The sequence below is a fragment of the Corynebacterium falsenii genome, assembly GCF_020099275.1.
In the GTDB taxonomy this organism is placed as follows: domain Bacteria; phylum Actinomycetota; class Actinomycetes; order Mycobacteriales; family Mycobacteriaceae; genus Corynebacterium; species Corynebacterium falsenii.
Window position 1 is genome coordinate 2,557,785 of record NZ_CP083646.1, and the last position, 19,443, is coordinate 2,577,227.

Genomic DNA, 19,443 nt, shown 5'->3' on the forward strand with positions numbered 1-19,443 from the left:
TTAGTTTTCCCTGCTCAGCTCATGATTCAGCGATTCAAGTTCCCCACCGCCAGCCATCTCTTGGGTGAGCTGCTCGAGCGTCACATCCTCGTAGCGCGCATCCAACGTCTGCTCACCCTTGTTGAGGAGAATGAAGTGGTTGCCCACCAAGTACGCGTGATGCGGATTGTGGGTAATAAGCACCACGCCCACGCCGCGCTCAGCGGCCGCCCTAACGAACTTCAGAACCATCCCGGATTGCTTCACACCCAGCGCCGCCGTGGGCTCGTCGAGGATGAGCACCCGCGCGCCGAAGTACACGGCGCGGGCGATAGCAACCACCTGGCGCTGACCACCGGACAGGGTGCTGATCGGCACCTCCACGTCATCCAGGTGCACGCCCATTGCCTCAAGCTGCTCCGCGGTGATCGCGCGCATCTCGTCGGCTTTAAGCACGCCGAACTTCCCCGTCAGCTCCTGGCCGAGGAAGAAGTTGCGCCACACGGACATCTGATCCACCACGGCCAAATCCTGGTACACAGTGGCAATGCCGCGATCGAGGGCATCCTTCGGGCCGGAGAAGTGCACGGGCTCCCCATCCACCAAAAACTCCCCCGACGTGTGCTTGTGACGGCCCGCGAGGATCTTAATGAGCGTGGACTTTCCGGCACCATTGTCTCCAAGGATGCAGGTCACCTGCGCCGGGAAGATCCCCAGGTCGATACCCTTGAGGACGTGGACGTCTCCGTAGTCCTTCGTGGCATCCCGGAGTTCGATGATGGGGGCGTCGGACAAAGAATCAGTGACTGACGTATCTACTGCGGAGGTCATTTAGGCCCTACCTCCCGAGGTGAAGCGGGAGAACGAATTGTTGGTGATCACGGCGAACAAGAGCATGGCGCCGAGGAAGAACTTGAACCAATCCGGATTCCACCCGGCATACACGATCCCCTGGTTCGTCATGCCGAAGATGAGCGCACCGATCGCCGTGCCGATCGCGGTGCCGCGGCCGCCCGTGAGTGCGCACCCGCCGATCACCGCGGCAATGATGTAGAGGAACTCGTTTCCGACGCCTTGGCCGGCCTGGATCGAATCAAATGCGAAAAGCGTGTGCATTCCCACAAACCATGCGGCAAAGCCGACGAACATGAACAAGATAATCTTCACGCGCCGGACGGGAACACCGACGGCGCGGGCGGCTTCGGCGTCGCCGCCCACGGCGAAGATCCAGTTACCGAAACGAGTCTTGAACAGCAAGAACGTGGCGATGGCGACGAACAGCAACCACCAGAACACCGTGACCTTTACGTTGACGCCCAGGATGTTGACCGAGGAGGCGAACACGGCCTTGGCGGAGGCGAAGCCCTCCATGTCGGAGATCGTGGGCGTGGCCACCTGGCCGGTGACTAGCTTCGTGACGGCCAGGTTGATGCCCTGAAGCATGAGGAACGTGGCGAGGGTGATGAGGAATGACGGGATGCCGGTGCGCATCACCATGTACCCATTGAACGCGCCCACCGCCAGGGCGATAAGGAGGGAGAGGAACACGCCGACCCAGGAGTTGAGCCAGAAGTTGTAGTTCAGCATCGTCGCCGCGAGTGCCGCGGTGGTGACTGCCACGCCGGAGGACAGATCGAACTCGTCGCCGATCATGAGGATGCCGACCGCAAGCGCCATGATGCCCATGGTGGAGCTGGCGTAGAGCACGGTAGCGAGGGCGTCGAGGGAGCGGAAGGGCGGGGCCACGATCATGAAGAGCGTGAAGATGACGATGGCGCCGAGGACCGAGGTGAGCTCGGGGCGTTTGAGAATCGCTGGCATTTAGCGCAGACCCTCCTTGGCGGCATCCTCGATCTTGGAGACGTTGGACTTATCGACGAAGGACGGGCCGGTGAGCACGGGCTTGCCGCCGCCGATGACGGAACCGTTGCGCTTGGCGAGCCAGATCGCATCCACGGCGAGGTAGCCCTGCAGGTAGGGCTGCTGATCCACGGCCCACTGAATACTGCCATCCTTAATGGCCTTGACGAGTTCGGCATCCGTATCGAAGGTGGCTACCTTGGCATCGGAGCCAGCGGCCTCCTTGGCCTTCACTGCGGTCAGAGCCACGGGGGCCACGAGCCCCATGATCCAGTCGATGCTGCGGTCCTGGGCCAGCTTTGCCTGCACCGTGGACTGCACGGACGTCAGATCCATGCCGTTGACGTAGAGGTTCTCCACGCTCGCGGACGGGTTGGATTCCTGCAGCCCCTTCTTGATGCCGCCGCAGCGGGCTTCCTGGGAGGGGTTGCCTTGCTCGTGGATGACGCACAGGACCTTCTTGGCGCCGTCCTTGCCTAGGCGTTCGCCGGCCTGCTGGCCCGCGACGGACTCATCCTGGCCGAAGAAAGAGGACAGGCCGTACTTATTGTAGTAGTCCATACCGGAGTTCAACCCGACGACGGGGATGCCGGCCTTGACCGCTTTCTGGGCGACTGGGCCGATGGCCTCCGGGGTGGGCATTGTTACGGCAAGGCCATCGACTTTGGAGTCAATGGCGTTTTGTACAAGGTTGGCCTGGTCTGGCGCCTGTGGAGAGGAGCTGTAGCGCAGGTCGATGTTGTCCTTCTTGGCGGCGTCCTCGGCGCCTGCGCGGACCAGGTCCCAGAAGGTGTCGCCCGGGGCGCCGTGGCTCACCATAGCGACCGTGTAGCGCGGAGTGTCTACCCCGCCACCCCCGGATCCGTTGCCGCCAGTGTCACGAGGGCGACCGCCGGTGGAGGAACAAGCGGCGAGGGTGCCAGCAGTTCCGAAGACGATAACGGCGACGAGGAGCGCTTGAATCGCGCGGATGAAGCGGGATCGGTGATCGCTGGAGGAGACAGACATGCACCACTACTTTTCTCTTGTGAATTTTTCCTGTGCACCGCGCATTGTGCCAGTTCACAGGGCATTTTTCCAATCGTCAGTGCCCCTTCTTGATCCTTTCAGATCACTGGAACTGGGCTTTTGCAACCACTGTCTCCGCCTCGGGGTGGTTAGCGATCGTCCTCATCATCGTCAAGGCTCAGGCCCAGCTCTTCCAGCTCGGCCTTGAGGTTCTCCATCGACAACTCCACCTCTTCATGCCCGGTCTCATGGAGCCCGCGCATACCTGTGGAGACGGGCTCGCCTTCGAGTGCGCTATCCATGGCGTCGCCCAGGGCGGCGTAGGCCGGGTAGATCACGTTCTGCTCCAGGTCTGTGCGCAGGTCGGCGTCGCAAAAAGCAACCTGCAGCGCGTTAGTGGTCAGCTCCAGGATCTGCCAGTACTCGAAGTCGAAGTTCTCCGCCAAAACCTCGAATTCGCGCGTCATGGTGGTGCCGGAGACGAGGCGGTTGTCGGTGTTGACCGTGCAGGTAAATCCCATCTCGTACAGCAGGTTGAAGGGGTGATCGGCGATGTCATCGGCGATGCCGGTCTGAGTGTTGGAGGTGGGGCAAATCTCCAACGGGATCTGCCGGTCGCGCAGGGCGCGGGCCACGGGGCCAAGCTCGATGCCGCTCATCGTGGCCTCGAAGTCTTCGTAGACTCGCACGCCGTGACCGATACGCACCGCGCCCTGGGCGAGCGCATCGCGCAAGGACTCCACGCCCGCAGCTTCACCGGCGTGGATGGTAAACGGCACCAGATTGGCGCGCAGCAGATCGAAGGCTTCCTTGTGCTTCGACGGCAGGAAACCATCCTCGGCACCGGCGATGTCGAATCCCACCACGTAGCCTTCGCCTGGGGTGTGCGGGCCGTAATTATCCACCGTCAGCTGGGCGATCTCGGTGGCGCGATCTGCGTGACGCATAGCGCAGAGGATGAGCCGAACATGCACACGACCGCCGCGGTCGGCGACCAGCTTTTCGCCTTCCTTGACTCCCTGGACAGTGGCGTTGACGACCTCCTGTAGGGACAGCCCCCCTGCCTGGTGCTGTTCTGGGGCGTAGCGGAGTTCGGCGTAGACCACATTGTCAGCGGCGAGGTCTTCCACAGCCTCGCGGGTGACGCGGATGAGCCCCTCCTCGGTCTGCATCACGGCGGTGGTGTGGTCAAAGGTAGTGAGGTAGGTGGGCAGGTCGCCGGAGTTCGCGGCGGTGTAAAACCACTGCTCCAGCTCTTGCGGATCTGTGGTGGGGAGCTCGTGCCCAATCTTCTCGGACAGTTCCACCAGGGTGGCTGGGCGGATACCGCCATCGAGGTGGTCGTGGAGTTCAACCTTGGGCAGAGTCTTGAGTACTTCAACATCGATCATGGTGACCGATCCTACCGGGCTGGCTATCAGCCCGGCCGTGTGTGCTCAGTTAGCGCTTGAACAACGAGGTGATCGCGCCGCCCACGACCACACCAATGGCCGCACCGGTCCCCAGCAGGCCGGCCTTTCCTGCATCCGACGCCCCAGTGCGCACTTCCTGACGCACGCGAATGACTGCTGCGGGGGGAGCGTCCGGAGCCTGCTGTGCCATGGACTCGTACGTGGTTGCCGCCCATGCGGAGCAGTACAGCATGATGCGCCAGGTGAAGTACATGAGCACCATCAGGCCGATGATCGGGCCGAAGACCGCACCCGCAGGGTTGGAAAGCGCGTTGGAGAAGAACACCGTGGCGAATTGCTTGAAGATCTCGAAGGCGATCGCGCCGATCAGCGCAGCCTTGAACACCGACTTGCGGTGGGTTTTGGTGCGCGGCAGGTATGCCAGCATCCAGGCGAACACCAAGTAGTTTGCGATCAGCGCAATGACCAGAGCCACTGCGAAGATGAGGAAGCGCAGGCCGGGGAGCCCGCCGAGCCCGACGGTGCGCAGGAAGTCTTCGGTGAATCCGGAGCTACCCACGGCGGTGATGAAGAAGGCCAGCAGCAGTGCAATGATGATGCCGATGAGTCCCACGAGGTCCTTGAGCTTGCCCATCACGAAGTTGTTCGCCGTACCGGGCACCTTCCACATCGAGGACATGCCCATGCGCAGGTGATGGACCCAGCTCAACCCGGTCCACAGTGCCAACAGCAGACCGATGGAGAACACGGAGGCGCGCTGTGCGATGGCCTGTTCGATGATGGTCTGCACCAGGTCGCCCATTTGCCCATCGCCCAGCTCGGACGCTCGCTTGAGGGTGCGGTCCAGCAGTTCTTGGTTTCCGGCCAGGACCATCGCGGTGATGGCGAAGGTCAGCATGAGCAGCGGGAAGATGGTCATCACGGAGAAGTAAGTGATGCCGGCGGCGAATTGGTTTCCGCCACCTTCCGTGTAGCGCTCCTGCATCCGCATGATGTGGTCGAACCAGGGAAACTTCTCGCGATACTTGTCGATGAAGCCTGGTTCGTCTTTGCGGGAGCGTTCCACTCCGTAGTAGTCCAGCTTGTCTTTGTCTGGGTCAGTGGTGGCCACAGGTGCCGGTCCTTCCGGTAAGGGCAAGTGTATGCAACGTCAGCTCAAAAATAGTGAAGTTCGGTAACACTTTACCGCTTCCACCACGCTCGGTTTAAACTCCGGCAGGAAGAAAGCCCACGCGGTCGTAGACCTGCTCGAGGGTGCGGGAGGCCACCTCGCGGGCCCGCTCTGCGCCGCGCTGCAGTACCCGTTGGAGCTCCGCCCGGTCATCCATGTAGGTAGCGAAGGTATCGCGCAGGGGTGCGCAGAATTCCTCGAGCGCCTCGGCGGTGTCCTTTTTGAGGTCACCGTAGCCAGATCCGGCGGTCTCGTAGTTGGCGACCAACTGTTCCACCGGCACGTTACTCAGGGCGGATTGGATGGTCAGCAGGTTGGAGACTCCGGGCTTGTTCTCCGGGTCGTATGCAATGTGGGCATCGTTATCGGTGACGGCGGAACGGATGCGCTTCGCGGAGACCTTGGGATCGTCGAGCAGGTTGATGAGCCCCTTGGGGTTGTCGGTGGACTTGCTCATCTTCGCGGTGGGGTTCTGCAGGTCGTAGATCTTTGCCGCGCCCTCCGGGATAAAGCCTTCTGGCACCACGAACGTCTTCTTGTAACGGCTGTTGAAGCGCTCCGCGAGGTTGCGGGTGAGTTCCAGGTGTTGGCGCTGGTCCTCCCCCACGGGAACGAGGTGCGGGCGGTACAGGAGGATGTCTGCTGCCATCAGCATGGGGTAGGCGTACAGGCCGGCGGTGGTGTTGTCGCTGCCTTGCTTGGCGGATTTGTCCTTGAACTGGGTCATGCGGCGGGCTTCCCCATCGCCGGTGATGCACATCATGACCCAGGCCAGCTCTGCGTGTTCGGGAACGTGGGACTGCACGAAGAGGGTGGACTTCTCGGGGTCGATACCGAGGGCAAGCAGCTGGGCTACACCAGCCAGGGTGCGCTCGCGCAGTTCCTTGGGCTTGTACCCCGGCACGGTAATGGCGTGCAGGTCAGGGATGAAGTAAAACGCATCGTAGTTCTCCTGGAGCTGGATGAACTGTTTCACTGCTCCCAGGTAGTTGCCCAGGTGATAGCTGTCGCTGGTGGGCTGCAGGCCGGAAACGACGCGCTGCTTGGTGGTGGATTCTTGCTGTGCGGCGGGCTGTTCAGTTGCGCTCATGCTTTCAAGGATACGTCCACCCTCATCGCGCAAACCGATCAGGCCACCAGCACTAGCCTCCTAAACTAGGAGTACTCCACCACAACCGGCGAATGATCAGACCAGCGCTGGTCATACGCCGCCGCCTTGTCTACCCAGGCATTGTTGGCGCGCCGTGCCCGCTCGCACATGCCCGCCGTGGCTACCTGCAGGTCGATGCGCCAACCTGCGTCCGTATCGAAGGCCTGCCCTCGGTAGGTCCACCAGGAATACGGACCATCCTCCGCGGGATGAAGCTGCCGCACCACATCGAAGTAGTGTGGGTCGCTGGCTGCCCCCGCCTCCAACCTGCGCCGCGCTGTCTCTCCGGGGGTGTACTCCACGGCGCCGAAGAAATCACCCGCCGCACCGCCGGGATTGCCCGTTCGGCCGGAGTCCTCGGCATCTCCCACCTGCGTTGCCTCGTCCGGGAACGTACCAAGCAGGTGATCCAAGAATGCGCGTTCGTCCGGCAAGTAACCAGACTTCGTGCGGTTGGTCTTCCAATTCTTCAGATCCGCACGTCGGTGGCAGATGTTCCAATCTCCCCCGATCACAAGCTCCTTGTTTTCCGACGCCACCAGGGCGGCACGGTTATTCAAGTACTCAGCGAAGGCATCCAGGAAGCGATACTTCTCGTCCTGCTTGGCAGTGTTGGCACTGCCGCTGGGCAGGTACAAAGAGGCCACCCGTACATCGTGGCCCGCCAGGGTCGCCTCGATGTAGCGGCCGGAATCATCGAACTCGCGGGCCTCGGGGATCTCCGGGTTGCTGTGCCCGAACCCGATCGTCACGTCCTCCAGCGGAATCTTGGACAGGATACCCACCCCGGCGCGGCCCTTGGCTGTGGCGGGGGCTTGGACGAGGTGCCACCCGGCCTCCAGCGCGGGCTGCAGGGCCTGCTGGGTTTGCTTCTCGTCCGCCCGCACTTCCTGCATGAGCACCACGTCCGCAGGCGTGGACTCCAGCCACGGCAACATCCCCTGATTCCCCTCGTGGCGTACCTTGACGGCCGCGCGGATGCCGTTGACATTGATCGTTGCCACGGTAAATGGCGTTGTTTCCCGTTCAGTCATGCGCCCATGATAGCCACCCGATGGCGGCACTAGGAGCGGTGGGATGCGTGGTGGCGTCGGCGTAAAAGAAACGCCGGGATCCACAACACGGCGCCGGCAAGAGCCATTGCCGCGCCCGCCAGAGCCGGGGTGGAAAAACCGTAACCGGCCGCGATCACCGCACCACCCACAGCAGCACCCGCGGCATTGGCCATGTTCAACGCCGAGTGATTCAGGGCTGCGGCGAGGGATTGAGCATCTCCGGCGACATCCATGAGGCGAGTCTGCAGACTCGGCACCAAGATCGAGCCCAACATGCCAATCGCACCGAAATTAATAATCCCCAACACCACGTGGTACGAGCTGACATAAAACAGCGACAACACCACCACGAGAGTCAACAGAGTGCCCACGATCGTGAACTCCAAATTGCGATCTGCCAGGAGACCACCGGCATACGTGCCGATGACCATGCCGATGCCATACACCATGAGGGGAATCCACATGAGCGACTCGTTGAACCCCGCATTCTCGGTGAGGGTCCAAGAAATATAGGTATAGACCGCAAACATGCCGCCGAAGCCCACCGTGCCAATACCCAAGGTGAACAGCACCTGTGAGTTCACCAACGCACCGAGCTCAGTGAGCGGCTTGGTGGCCGGCATGAGAGTCATGTGCGGCACCGTGAACCACAACGCCACGAACGTGACGATGCCGATGGCTGCCACCATCTCGAAAGCCGTGTTCCAACCAAACGTGGTGCCCAACCACTGCGCTACCGGCACACCAATGACCGTCGCGATAGACAAGCCCATGCCCACAAGAGCCACAGACTTGCCCCGTTTCCCATTAGGAGCCATGGATGCGGCAATGAGCGCCGTGACGGAGAAATATGCACCGTGCGGGAGACCCGCGATGAAGCGAGAAACGAGGAGCACCTCATAAGAGTGAGCAAAAACACTCAACCCGTTGCCGATGACAAACGCGGCCATGAGAATCAGGGCGAGTCGGCGGCGAGGAATAGAACCCGTGAGGGTCGTGATGAGTGGAGCTCCTACCACCACACCCAAGGCATACGCGGAGATGATGTGGCCCGCCTGATCCTCGGAGATGCCGAAGTCTGCGGCGATGAGGCTGAGCAGACCCATGGCCACGAACTCCGTGGTGCCAATGCCAAAACCGCCCAGCGCCATGGCGAACATAGCGATGTAGCGGCGGCGGGATCCCATCTCCGTTTGGCGCGGGATGGGGCGGCGAGAAGGCAGGCGCGAGAGGGCCGAACCTTCGCGAGACGGGGTGGGGGACGAGGTGGAGTGAGGGGAATTAGGGTGTTGAGTCATTAAGATTTTCTAATTTTATTTACTGATTGTGGGTGCAGAGGGCAACGAGTGCCCGTAACATTCACAGTTTCGCCAATTGACGTATTGTTGGATGGTAAACCAAGACGAAGTTAAACAACGAACTAGAGGCTGGGAGACGAAAGCCACATGGCAAAGATCATTTACACCCGCACTGACGAAGCCCCACTTTTGGCGACACACTCCTTGAAGCCGATCGTGGAGGCCTTTGCTTCTACCTCTGGCGTGGACGTGGAAACCCGGGACATCTCCCTGGCAGCCCGCATCCTCGCTGCGTTCTCCGACAAGCTGCCGGAGGATCAGAGGGTCAACGATGCACTGGCCGAGCTGGGCGCACTGACCCAGGAGCCCGATGCGAACATCATCAAGCTCCCCAACATCTCGGCATCGCTGCCACAGCTGAAGGCAGCCGTGGCGGAGCTTCAGAAGGCTGGGTACGACCTGCCGGATTACCCAAACGAGCCGAGCACCGACGAGGAGAAGGACGCCCGCGAGCGTTACGACTCCGTGAAGGGCTCCGCCGTGAACCCGGTGCTGCGCGAGGGCAACTCTGACCGCCGCGCACCGAAGGCCGTGAAGAACTTCGCCCGCAAGCACCCGCACACGATGGGTGAATGGTCCGCTGACTCGAAGACCAACGTGGCCACGATGGAGGCAGACGACTTCCGCCACAACGAGCAGTCCGTGATCATGCCCGCCGAGGACACGCTGACCATTCAGCTGGTCAAGCCGAATGGCGAGACCCAGGTCCTCAAGGAATCCCTGCCGGTTCTGGAGAAGGAAATCGTGGACGCGACCGTGATGCGCGCGGACGCACTGGATACCTTCCTACGTGCCCAGGTCTCCCGCGCATCTGCCGAGGGCATCCTCTTCTCCGTACACCTCAAGGCCACCATGATGAAGGTCTCCGACCCGATCATCTTCGGCCACGCAGTACGCGCATACTTCGCCGATGTTTACAAGGAGTACGGCGACGAACTCATGGCCGCTGGCCTGGACGGCGAGAACGGCCTGAAGGCCATCCTCGATGGCCTCGACGAGCTGGACAACGGCGCAGAGATCCGCGAGGCGTTCGACAAGGGCCTCAAGAACGGTCCCGATCTGGCGATGGTGAACTCCGATAAGGGCATCACCAACCTGCACGTACCTTCGGACGTCATCGTGGATGCCTCCATGCCGGCAATGATCCGCACCTCGGGCCAGATGTGGAACAAGAACAACGAGACCGAGGACACCCTGGCCGTGCTCCCAGACTCCTCCTACGCCGGCGTGTACCAGGTGGTCATCGACGACTGCCGTAAGAACGGTGCGTACGACCCCACCACGATGGGCTCCGTTCCCAACGTTGGCCTCATGGCTCAGAAGGCCGAGGAGTACGGTTCCCACGACAAGACCTTCCGCATCGAGTCCGAGGGTCGCGTACAGGTTCTCAACTCCGAGGGCGAAGTGCTCATGGAGCACGAGGTCAGCGAGGGCGACATCTGGCGCGCTTGCCAGACCAAGGACATCCCGGTGCAGGACTGGGTGAAGCTGGCTGTCAACCGTGCATCGGCAACCGGCACCCCGGCTGTCTTCTGGCTGGATCCGGAGCGTGCGCACGACGAGAACATGCGCAAGCAGGTGGAGACCTACCTGAAGGATCACGACACCGACGGTCTGGACATCCGCATCATGTCCCCCACCGAGGCCTGCCAGTTCTCCCTGGATCGCATCCGCAAGGGCGAGGACACGATCTCCGTGTCCGGCAACGTGCTGCGTGACTACCTCACCGACCTGTTCCCCATCCTCGAGCTCGGCACCTCCGCGAAGATGCTCTCCGTGGTTCCGCTGATCGCCGGTGGTGGCCTGTTCGAAACCGGTGCTGGCGGTTCCGCCCCGAAGCACGTGCAGCAGCTGCAGGAAGAAAACCACCTGCGCTGGGACTCCCTGGGCGAGTTCTTGGCTCTGGCCGAGTCGCTGCGCAAGCTGCAGGAAACCGACAACAACCCGCGCACCCCGATCCTCGGCGATGCCTTGGACGCTGCCACGGAGAAGCTGCTCAACGAGGGCAAGTCGCCGTCCCGCAAGGTGGGCGAGATCGACAACCGCGGTTCGCACTTCTACCTGGCAATGTACTGGGCTCGCGAGCTGGCTGATCAGGACAAGGACTCCGAGCTGGCGGAGATCTTCGGCCCGGTGGCCGACGCCCTGGAGTCTCAGGAAGAGGCCATCACCAAGGAGCTGCTGGACGTTCAGGGCTCCCCGGTGGATCTGGGTGGCTACTACTGGCCGGATGAGGACAAGATGCTGTCCGTCATGCGCCCGTCCGAGACCTTCAACAAGGTCATCGACGATCTGAAGAAGTAGGCCCAGCAGGCCTGAAGCCTTAGATGGCCCCCTCGCAGGGAGCTATCTAAGGCTTTTTCTTTGGGTACTGACTCGAGCGCGCAGCCAATAACAGACAGAGCAGTACAGTCAATTTTTCTCAGTTTTATACGTTCTGAACTGGGCATATAAAAAACGTTGCCCACGAAAGTAGACAGAGCGGTTTACTTTTGGCACGTCGGCGATTATCGTTGCACCCAACAACCGACAACGAAGGATCAACACGACCATGCCAAAGTACGATAACTCCGCCGCAGACAACTGGGGCTTCGCCACCCGCCAGATCCACGCTGGCCAGACCGTAGACGCCACCGGCGCCCGCAACCTCCCCATCCACTTCACCTCCAGCTACGTGTTCAACTCTGCGGAACACGCCAAGCAGCGCTTCGCCCTGGAAGATCCGGGCCCCGTGTACAGCCGCCTCACCAACCCCACGCTGGAAGTTATCGAAAACCGCATCAACTCCCTGGAAGGCGGCGTGCACGCCGTTGCCTTCGCCTCCGGCATGGCCGCCGAGACCGCCGCGATCCTCAACCTCGCCAGCGCCGGCGACCACATCGTCACCTCCCCCCGCCTCTACGGCGGTACGGAGACCCTCTTCCAGATCACCCTTCCGAAGTTCGGCATCAACGTCACCTTCGTAGACAACCCGGACGATCCGGAATCCTGGCAGCAGGCAGTACAGCCCAACACCAAGGCATTCTTCGGCGAGACCTTCGCCAACCCCCAGGCCGACGTGCTGGACATCCCCCAGGTCGCGGAGATCGCGCACCGCAACAACGTGCCGCTGATCGTGGACAACACCCTTGCCACCGCCGCCCTCGTTCGCCCGCTGGAGCTCGGCGCAGACATCGTGGTTGCGTCGCTGACCAAGTTCTACACCGGCAACGGCTCCGGCCTGGGCGGCATCATCGTGGACGGCGGCTCCTTCGACTGGACCGTCGAAAAGGATGGCGAGCCCCTCTTCCCCGGCTTCGTCACCCCCGATCCGGCCTACCACGGCCTCAAGTACGCAGACCTCGGCGCTCCCGCCTTCGGCCTCAAGGTTCGCGTGGGCCTGCTGCGCGATACCGGCGCCACGATGTCCCCGCTCAACGCATGGGTCGTGGCTCAGGGCCTGGACACCCTGAACCTGCGCGTGCGCCAGCACAATGAGAATGCCAAGGCCGTGGCCGAGTTCCTCGCCGACAACCCGAAGGTGGCGAAGGTCAACTACGCAGGCCTGCCGGATTCCCCGTGGCACCAGGTCAAGGAGAAGCTGGGCTACGAGTTCACCGGCTCCGTGCTGAGCTTCGACCTCGCCGTGGACGAGCCGAACTCCGAGGAAGCCCGCACGAAGGCGTGGGCGTTTATCGACGCTCTCAAGCTGCACTCCGACCTCGCCAACGTTGGTGACGTACGCTCCCTGGTAGTTCACCCGGCCACGACCACGCACTCCCAGTCCGACGAGCAGGGCCTGACCCGCGCAGGCATCTCCCAGGCCACGATCCGCCTGTCGGTGGGCATCGAAGACATCAACGATATCCTGGCCGACCTGGCCACCGGATTCGACGCCATCTAGCCCACGATCATGGTCACCCCCACCCGCCTGCCCGCATCGGGCGAGTTCATCCAGGTCCCATGCGGGGAGGTCGTCACGGAAGCTGGCGTGCACATCCCGGATGTGCAGCTTCGCCTCTACGCTTTTTACGACGCCGCCAAGGGCGACAATGATTACCCCGATTTCTCGGCCGGGCCGGTCCCCGGCCTGCCGGTTGAGCAGCGGCCGATCATCCTCATCGAGCACGCCCTCACCGGCGATGGCAACGCGACCGACTGGTGGGGCGGCATGGTGGGCCCCTCCAAGCCCATCGACACCACGCGCTACCTCGTGCTCTGCGCCAACGTGCTGGGCGGGTGCCAGGGCTCCACGGGGCCGTGCTCACCCCACCCAGACGGCAAGGCCTGGGGGTCGCGCTTCCCAGGGCTGTCCATCCGCGACATGGTCGTGGCCGAAAAGCAGATGCTGGATGCGCTGGGGATCGAGCGCGTCCACGCGGTCATTGGCGCCTCGATGGGTGGTGCCCGCGCCTTGGAGTGGACGTTGATGTACCCCGAGATGGTGGCCACCGCCCTGCCCATCGCGGTGAGCGCCCGCGCCAGCGCCTGGCAGATCGGCCTGCAATCCAGCCAGATCCGCTTCATCGAGGCGGACCCGCACTGGCATGGCGGGGATTATTACGGCACTGGGGAGACCCCCAGCCACGGCATGGGTCAAGCCCGGCGCATCGCGCACTTGACGTACCGGGGCGAGCTGGAGGTCGATGAACGTTTTGGCGTCGAGGCCCAACATGGCGAAAACCCGTACGGCCCGTACCGCGATCCGGGCCAACGATTCGCCGTGGAGAGCTACCTGGACCGGCAGGCGGAGAAGCTCGTGGAGAGGTTCGACGCCGGCAGCTACGTGGTACTCACCGATGCCCTGAACAGGCACGACGTGGGCCGGGGACGGGGTGGTATGAATGCCGCGCTGGGGTCCAGCCAGGTGCCCACGATGGTGGCGGGTGTGGATACCGATATTCTGTATCCCTTCCACCAGCAAGAACACCTATCGCGCAACCTCGGTGACTTCATCGGGCTATCGAAGATCACGAGCCCCACGGGCCACGATGGGTTCCTCACGGAGGAACGGCAGATGGCGCAGGTGCTGCAGAAGTTCCTGACGAAGGCCTATCTGCTGGACGGCGAGGATAGTGCCAGCTAGCGCGACCTAGCGTGATTTAGGACCCGAGCGGGTCCACACTCACGGCGAGCCAGACGATGAGGGCGCCGACGGCGGCGCAGAAGGCTGAATCGAATTTCCGGGAGCGCACAGAGAGCACCCCGAGGATGTCGGAGTCCACTACCCAACGGATGCTGGCCAGCCAGAGCATCGCCACGCCGAGGGTGAACGTGCCGCGGCGCCAGCGATCCATGCCGATGAACAGGGCAACCACGATCAACAGACCCACGAACAGCGCCACGAGCACCCGCTGAATGGGGCGGGATACAGCTGAGGGGGCTACGTGGGCGTCGTGCGGGTTGTCGAGTAGCCGCTCGCGGGCGGTGCCGAGGGGGTCGGGGCGGAGTTCCGATGACACAGTGGCGCCGATCAGGCCAGGCCCGCCATCTGCTCGGCGCGCTCCACAACGTTGCGCACCAGGAATGCGCGGGTCAGCGGGCCGACACCACCGGGGTTGGGCGAGACCGCGCCGGCCACGTCCCAGACTTCGGGGGCAACGTCGCCGGCCAGCTTGCCGTCCTCGCCGCGGGACACACCCACGTCGAGGATCGCCGCGCCCGGCTTGATCATGTCTGCGGTGAGCATGTGCGGCACGCCCGCGGCGGCAACGATAACGTCCGCCGCCTTGGTCTCCGCGGCCAGATCCTTGGTGCCGGTGTGGCACAGGGTCACGGTGGAGTTCTCGGAGCGGCGGGTGAGCATCAGGCCAATGGGGCGGCCCACGGTCACGCCGCGGCCGATCACCACGACCTTGGCGCCGTTGAGCTCCACGCCGAAGCGGCGCAGCAAGCTGATCGCGCCGTTAGGGGTACACGGCAACGGGGCGGGCTCGTTGAGGACGAGCTTGCCGAGGTTGACGGGGTGCAGTCCGTCGGCGTCCTTGGCCGGGTCGATGCGCTCCAGTACGGCGTTCTCATCGAGGTGCTTCGGCAGGGGCAGCTGCACGATGTAGCCGGTGCAGGAATCGTCAGCGTTGAGCTCGTCGATGACGGCGTTGAGTTCTTCCTGGCTGACGTCCGCCGGCAGGTCCTTGCGGATGGAGTTCACGCCGATCTGCTCGCAGTCCTTGTGCTTCATGCGCACATAGGAGTGGCTGGCGGGGTCATCGCCGACTAGCACGGTGGCGAGTCCGGGAACCACGCCCTTGTCCTTGAGCTTTGCCACTCGGTCTTTGAGGTCGGCGAAGATCTCGTCGCGGTACAGTTTTCCATCCAGGGTCAATGCAGCCATACCAGCCATTATTGCACGCTTACACACCCCCACCGAAGCCGAGTTGGCGCCACGCCTCGTACGTGGCCACGGCGGCCGCGTTGGAAAGATTCATGGACCGGCGGCCCGGCAGCATCGGTATGCGCACCCATTGGGTCACGCGCGGGTCGTGGAGCACGTCCTCGGCCAGGCCGGTCGGTTCCGGCCCGAAGAGCAGGGCGTCGCCGGGTTGATAGGAAATGTCGGTAAACCAGGCGTCCGTGTGCGCGGTGAAGGCGAACACCCGGCCCGACCCGATGGCGGGGTCGGTGACGGTGCGCAGTGCGGCGTCGATGTTGTCATGAAGGTGAACATCGGCCAGCTCGTGATAGTCCAGACCCGCCCTGCGGACGTGCTTATCGTCGAATTTGAAGGCCAGCGGGCCGGCGAGGTGCAGGTGCGCGCCGCTTCCGGCGCACATGCGAATGGCATTGCCGGTGTTCGGTGGGATTTCCGGGCGGTCGAACACCACGTGCACGGGCAGGGCTGGGGCTGGGTTTTCCACGTTTCGACTCACGGGATCCATTAAAGCTGTAGGAATGGGGCATGACTAATCACGGCACCACATACGACACCACTTACGACACCACATACGACATTGTGCTGTTCGGGGCCACCGGCTTCGTCGGCGCGCTCACCGCGGAATACCTCGCAGGCCATGCTCCCCAGGATCTGCGCATCGCGCTGGCCGGGCGCAATCGGGCCAAGTTGGAGGACACGCGCCGAAACCTCGCGGCCTCGCATCCTCGCGCGGAACGGTTCGGCCTGGTCATCGCGGACTCCTCCGATGCGGAATCGCTGCGCGCGCTGGCGGGGTCCGCGCGGGTGGCCATCAGCACGGTGGGGCCCTATTTCCGCTACGGCCTGCCCCTCGTGGAGGCCTGCGCGAAGGCGGGCACGCACTACGTGGATCTCTCCGGCGAAGTGCTATTCATGAGGGAGAGCATTCGTCTTTATCACGACGCCGCCAAGAACTCCGGTGCCCGCATCGTCCACGCGTGCGGCTTCGACTCTGTCCCGTCTGACATGGGAATGTTGTTGCTGCACCAGCTCGCGCAGCAGGTTGGGGAACCGTTGGAATCGGCCACCATGATCGTCCGCATGAAGGGTGGGGTTTCCGGTGGCACGGTCGATTCCATGCGGGAGCAGTTCAAGGTCACGAAGGCGGATAAGGAGCTGGCTCGGGCGGTGGCCCGCCCCTACACCCTGTCGCCCGATCCGGAGTCTGAGCCGGATGTGGGCAAGCAGGAGGACTTTGGGATTATTCGGACCGATAGCGTGGGCGGCCGGGCCGATGGCTGGGCCGGGCCGTTCGTCATGGCCGGAGCGAACACCCGCGTGGTGCGGCGCTCGAACGCGCTGCTGTCACACGCGTATGGGCCGCAGCTCACCTACAGCGAGTATATGGCGACGGGCACGGGGCTTAAGGGAAGGGCGCGCTCCTACGCCCTCGCCGGTGGGCTGGGTGTGGCGATGGTGGCATTGAATGCTCCGAAGCTGCGCGGGGTGCTGTCCCGGTGGGTGCCCGAACCCGGCGAGGGGCCGTCCGTGGAGGATCGCGACAACGGCTTTTTCTCCACAACCCACTACGGCACCACGGCGGGCGGCACGATGCTAAGCGCCACGATGAGCTTGGATGCCGACCCTGGCTACAAGGGAACCTCGCTGATGCTGGGGGAAGCGGCGCTGACCTTGGCCGTGGATACGGAGGATCTGCCGCACGAGTGCGCGGCCGATCACCAAGGCCCCACGGGTGGTGGGGTGCTCACCCCGGCGACGGGGCTGGGGCTCGCTTACGCCCGCCGCTTGGCGGAGGCGGGGATGCGGATGTCTCCCCTACCGTGGCAGTGAGTTCTGCTCCTGGGCGGGAACGCCGTTGACCCGGTTGAGGTCGAGGGTGTTGAGCTGGGTGACGTGCTCCGGGGTGAGTTCGTCCAGCGTGGAGACCTGGAGGAGCTGCATGGTGCGGCGGATCTGTTCCTCGAGGATCTGAATGGTGCGCATGACACCCGCTTCGCCACCTGCCATGAGGCCGTAAAGATAGGCGCGGCCAATGAAGGTGAACTTCGCACCCTTGGCGATGGCCGCGACAATGTCCGCACCATGCATGATGCCGGTGTCCATGGCCACATCGAAATCGGGGCCGAGTTCCTTGACCACCTCGGGGAGCAGCTGGAACGGAACGGGAGCGCGGTCGAGCTGGCGGCCACCGTGGTTGGACAGGATGATGCCATCCACACCGGACTCCGCGAGCTGCACGGCGTCCGGCAGGTTCTGCACGCCCTTGACCACGATCTTGCCGGGCCACATGTCCCGGATGGTGGTCAGATCGCTGAACTGGATCGTGGGATCCATGGCCTTGTTGACCAGCTCGCCCACGGTGCCGCCGGTGGAGGTTAAGGAGGCGAACTCGAGCGGCGGGGTCGTCAGGAAGTCCCACCACCACCAGGGGCGCGGAATGGCATCGAGGACAGTGCCCAGGGAGATCTGCGGCGGGATGGAGAATCCGTTGCGCTTATCGCGCAAGCGCGCACCCGCGACCGGGGTGTCCACGGTGAACAGGAGGGTATCGAAGCCCGCCTTGGCTGCGCGCTCCACGAGGCCGTAGGAAATATCGCGGTCGCGCATCACGTAGAGCTGGAAGAAGTTGCGCCCGTGGGGGTTGGCCTTCTTGACGTCCTCGATGGAGGCGGTTCCCAGCGTGGAGAGGCTGAACGGGATCCCAGCGCGGCCGGCGGCTGAGGCTCCCGCGTGCTCACCCTCGGTCTGCATGAGGCGGGTGAAGCCGGTCGGGGCGATGCCGAACGGCAGCGCGGAGGATCCGCCGAAGATCTCGCAGGTGGTATCGACCTGGGAAACGTCGCGGAGGATCGACGGGTGGAACTCGATGTCGCGGAACGCCTGGCGAGCTCGGTTCATGGAGATCTCATCGTCTGCGGCCCCGTCGGTGTAGTCGAACGCGGCGGAGGGCGTGCGGCGCTTGGCGATGTCTCGCAAGTCCCAGATGGTCTGGGCATCGTCAAGGCGGCGCTGCTTGAGGTTCAGCGTGGGCTTTTTGAACTGGAGGAGTTCAAAGATCTCTGCGGGGTTGGGAACTTGGCGTGGGATTTTTGCCATGTCTGCGCGTCCTCCTCGGAACGTTGTGAGGGATAGGAATGGATAGGTGTACCGCCCTCCAAGGTACCCCGCTCAGCAGCTCTCCAGTGCAAAAGCGTCTGGGACCTTTCCCTGATATTTTTAGTGCTACTCCAAGGTTGCGTGTACAATTTCTGGAGGTACATCACAGCAGTGAAATGCTTTCTGTGATGGAGCCCCCACATCTCGATTGTGCTCCATCAGCAAAGGACTACACGTATGCGCACACTGACCAAGGTGGCCTCCGCTACCGTTCTCACCGCAGTCACCGCCGTGGGCGGCGCAGGCATCGCTGCCGCCGCAGGTTCCGCTCACGCTGGCTCCGCCATCTTTATGCAGAGCGACCGCGGCATGGGCCGTTGCTCCCTCACCGCCGTTGCCTCCAAGGACGGCGTGGACTACGGCGTGACCGCCGGCCACTGCCTGCAGGGCAACGTATCCCGCATCACCGATGTCAACGGTGAGGTCATCGCGAACCAGGATGACATCGCAGCAGGCAAGGCCATGCTGGACGAGAGCAACGGTGGACTGAACGACTTCGCCTACTTCCGTCTCGTCAAGGGCACCGAGGTCTCCAACCTGGTGTACAGCTCCCCGACCCTGGGCATCCAGCCGGTTGACCAGTTCTTGGTCGATGCTTCCAGCTTCTTCGCTCTCCCCGTCGGCGATCCGGTTCCCGTGACCCAGGATATGGTCGGCCAGCCGGTGTGCAAGGACGGCTCCTCGACCGGCCGCACCTGCGGTGTCGTGCTCAACGTCAACGTTGAGACCCAGGAAATCGAAGCCCTCATTCCCGCCATCAGCGGTGACAGCGGCGCCATGCTGCACGTCGCCGGTGCGGACGGCAAGCGCCACCCGGTGGGCACCCTGTCCAGCGGCTCCCCGCTGCTGTTCAACCTCTTCGACGGCACCCGTGAGCACCTGGCCGTAGAGCACCTGAACGTTCCGGCTCAGTAACCGAACCCACACTTGGGTTCGATACCC

General features: G+C 63.2%; 17 protein-coding genes. 5 read left to right on the forward strand and 12 right to left on the reverse strand.

The window, feature by feature from the left end; translation table 11 throughout:
• From LA343_RS11080 to LA343_RS11115, 8 genes are all read right to left on the reverse strand, one after another.
• Window positions 1-810 (reverse strand): ATP-binding cassette domain-containing protein, encoded by an 810-nt coding sequence (locus LA343_RS11080; RefSeq protein WP_052337578.1) that lies wholly within the window; start codon window positions 808-810, stop codon window positions 1-3.
• Window positions 811-1,800 (reverse strand): ABC transporter permease, encoded by a 990-nt coding sequence (locus LA343_RS11085; RefSeq protein ID WP_025403401.1) that lies wholly within the window; start codon window positions 1,798-1,800, stop codon window positions 811-813. It lies immediately after the preceding gene.
• Complete coding sequence (locus LA343_RS11090) at window positions 1,801-2,847, reverse strand: sugar ABC transporter substrate-binding protein (protein WP_039910967.1); 1,047 nt, start codon at window positions 2,845-2,847, stop codon at window positions 1,801-1,803. It lies immediately after the preceding gene.
• 149 nt (window positions 2,848-2,996) lie between these two features.
• Window positions 2,997-4,238 (reverse strand): adenosine deaminase, encoded by a 1,242-nt coding sequence (locus LA343_RS11095; RefSeq protein ID WP_025403403.1) that lies wholly within the window; start codon window positions 4,236-4,238, stop codon window positions 2,997-2,999.
• Window positions 4,239-4,287: 49 nt separating this feature from the next.
• Window positions 4,288-5,370, reverse strand: coding sequence for a YhjD/YihY/BrkB family envelope integrity protein (locus LA343_RS11100; protein ID WP_025403404.1), 1,083 nt, complete (start codon window positions 5,368-5,370; stop codon window positions 4,288-4,290).
• A gap of 94 nt (window positions 5,371-5,464) precedes the next feature.
• Window positions 5,465-6,520, reverse strand: coding sequence for a tryptophan--tRNA ligase (gene trpS / locus LA343_RS11105; protein WP_025403405.1), 1,056 nt, complete (start codon window positions 6,518-6,520; stop codon window positions 5,465-5,467).
• A gap of 65 nt (window positions 6,521-6,585) precedes the next feature.
• Entirely contained in the window at window positions 6,586-7,614 is a 1,029-nt protein-coding gene (locus tag LA343_RS11110) for an exodeoxyribonuclease III (RefSeq protein ID WP_025403406.1), read from the reverse strand.
• Window positions 7,615-7,643: 29 nt separating this feature from the next.
• Window positions 7,644-8,933 (reverse strand): MFS transporter, encoded by a 1,290-nt coding sequence (locus LA343_RS11115; protein ID WP_224209169.1) that lies wholly within the window; start codon window positions 8,931-8,933, stop codon window positions 7,644-7,646.
• A gap of 147 nt (window positions 8,934-9,080) precedes the next feature.
• Here LA343_RS11115 and LA343_RS11120 point away from each other — a divergent pair, with 147 nt between their 5' ends.
• The 3 genes from LA343_RS11120 to metX all read left to right on the forward strand — a co-directional run bounded on the left by LA343_RS11120 (window position 9,081) and on the right by metX (window position 14,058).
• The gene (locus LA343_RS11120) at window positions 9,081-11,297 is read left to right on the forward strand and encodes an NADP-dependent isocitrate dehydrogenase (protein ID WP_025403408.1); all 2,217 of its coding nucleotides are present in this window, start codon (window positions 9,081-9,083) and stop codon (window positions 11,295-11,297) included.
• A 247-nt stretch (window positions 11,298-11,544) separates the two neighbouring features.
• On the forward strand, window positions 11,545-12,876 hold the full coding sequence (locus tag LA343_RS11125) for an O-acetylhomoserine/O-acetylserine sulfhydrylase (RefSeq protein ID WP_025403409.1): 1,332 nt from the start codon (window positions 11,545-11,547) through the stop codon (window positions 12,874-12,876).
• A gap of 9 nt (window positions 12,877-12,885) precedes the next feature.
• Complete coding sequence (metX, locus tag LA343_RS11130) at window positions 12,886-14,058, forward strand: homoserine O-acetyltransferase MetX (RefSeq protein ID WP_039910968.1); 1,173 nt, start codon at window positions 12,886-12,888, stop codon at window positions 14,056-14,058.
• Between the two features lie 16 nt (window positions 14,059-14,074).
• Here the strand turns inward: metX and LA343_RS11135 are convergent, their stop codons facing one another.
• Genes LA343_RS11135 through LA343_RS11145 form a run of 3 tightly spaced genes read right to left on the reverse strand, consistent with a single transcriptional unit; the run spans window position 14,075 to window position 15,841 of the window.
• Window positions 14,075-14,434 carry a DUF3017 domain-containing protein gene (locus LA343_RS11135; RefSeq protein ID WP_025403411.1) on the reverse strand — a complete coding sequence of 120 codons (360 nt, stop codon included), beginning with the start codon at window positions 14,432-14,434 and terminating at the stop codon, window positions 14,075-14,077.
• Between the two features lie 11 nt (window positions 14,435-14,445).
• Window positions 14,446-15,306: a bifunctional methylenetetrahydrofolate dehydrogenase/methenyltetrahydrofolate cyclohydrolase gene (locus LA343_RS11140; protein ID WP_025403412.1), complete on the reverse strand. Its 861-nt coding sequence runs from the start codon at window positions 15,304-15,306 to the stop codon at window positions 14,446-14,448.
• Between the two features lie 19 nt (window positions 15,307-15,325).
• On the reverse strand, window positions 15,326-15,841 hold the full coding sequence (locus LA343_RS11145; protein WP_224208374.1) for a tRNA (cytidine(34)-2'-O)-methyltransferase: 516 nt from the start codon (window positions 15,839-15,841) through the stop codon (window positions 15,326-15,328).
• Window positions 15,842-15,870: 29 nt separating this feature from the next.
• Here LA343_RS11145 and LA343_RS11150 point away from each other — a divergent pair, with 29 nt between their 5' ends.
• Entirely contained in the window at window positions 15,871-17,175 is a 1,305-nt protein-coding gene (locus LA343_RS11150; RefSeq protein WP_025403414.1) for a saccharopine dehydrogenase family protein, read from the forward strand.
• On the opposite strand, the gene LA343_RS11155 is transcribed toward LA343_RS11150, so the two are convergent.
• Window positions 17,161-18,441 (reverse strand): alpha-hydroxy acid oxidase, encoded by a 1,281-nt coding sequence (locus LA343_RS11155; protein WP_039910970.1) that lies wholly within the window; start codon window positions 18,439-18,441, stop codon window positions 17,161-17,163. The genes LA343_RS11150 and LA343_RS11155 overlap by 15 nt on opposite strands.
• 237 nt (window positions 18,442-18,678) lie before the next feature.
• Between LA343_RS11155 and LA343_RS11160 the strand changes: the two genes are divergently transcribed.
• Window positions 18,679-19,416 carry a chymotrypsin family serine protease gene (locus tag LA343_RS11160; protein ID WP_025403416.1) on the forward strand — a complete coding sequence of 246 codons (738 nt, stop codon included), beginning with the start codon at window positions 18,679-18,681 and terminating at the stop codon, window positions 19,414-19,416.
• The last annotated feature ends 27 nt before the right edge of the window (window positions 19,417-19,443 follow it).

Coding starts and splice junctions, on each gene's coding strand:
- LA343_RS11080 (WP_052337578.1), bottom strand. CDS start 810: ATGACCTCCGCAGTAGATACGTCAGTCACTGATTCTTTGTCCGACGCC.
- LA343_RS11085 (WP_025403401.1), bottom strand. CDS start 1,800: ATGCCAGCGATTCTCAAACGCCCCGAGCTCACCTCGGTCCTCGGCGCC.
- LA343_RS11090 (WP_039910967.1), bottom strand. CDS start 2,847: ATGTCTGTCTCCTCCAGCGATCACCGATCCCGCTTCATCCGCGCGATT.
- LA343_RS11095 (WP_025403403.1), bottom strand. CDS start 4,238: ATGATCGATGTTGAAGTACTCAAGACTCTGCCCAAGGTTGAACTCCAC.
- trpS (WP_025403405.1), bottom strand. CDS start 6,520: ATGAGCGCAACTGAACAGCCCGCCGCACAGCAAGAATCCACCACCAAG.
- LA343_RS11110 (WP_025403406.1), bottom strand. CDS start 7,614: ATGACTGAACGGGAAACAACGCCATTTACCGTGGCAACGATCAATGTC.
- LA343_RS11115 (WP_224209169.1), bottom strand. CDS start 8,933: ATGACTCAACACCCTAATTCCCCTCACTCCACCTCGTCCCCCACCCCG.
- LA343_RS11120 (WP_025403408.1), top strand. CDS start 9,081: ATGGCAAAGATCATTTACACCCGCACTGACGAAGCCCCACTTTTGGCG.
- LA343_RS11125 (WP_025403409.1), top strand. CDS start 11,545: ATGCCAAAGTACGATAACTCCGCCGCAGACAACTGGGGCTTCGCCACC.
- metX (WP_039910968.1), top strand. CDS start 12,886: ATGGTCACCCCCACCCGCCTGCCCGCATCGGGCGAGTTCATCCAGGTC.
- LA343_RS11140 (WP_025403412.1), bottom strand. CDS start 15,306: ATGGCTGCATTGACCCTGGATGGAAAACTGTACCGCGACGAGATCTTC.
- LA343_RS11150 (WP_025403414.1), top strand. CDS start 15,871: ATGACTAATCACGGCACCACATACGACACCACTTACGACACCACATAC.
- LA343_RS11155 (WP_039910970.1), bottom strand. CDS start 18,441: ATGGCAAAAATCCCACGCCAAGTTCCCAACCCCGCAGAGATCTTTGAA.
- LA343_RS11160 (WP_025403416.1), top strand. CDS start 18,679: ATGCGCACACTGACCAAGGTGGCCTCCGCTACCGTTCTCACCGCAGTC.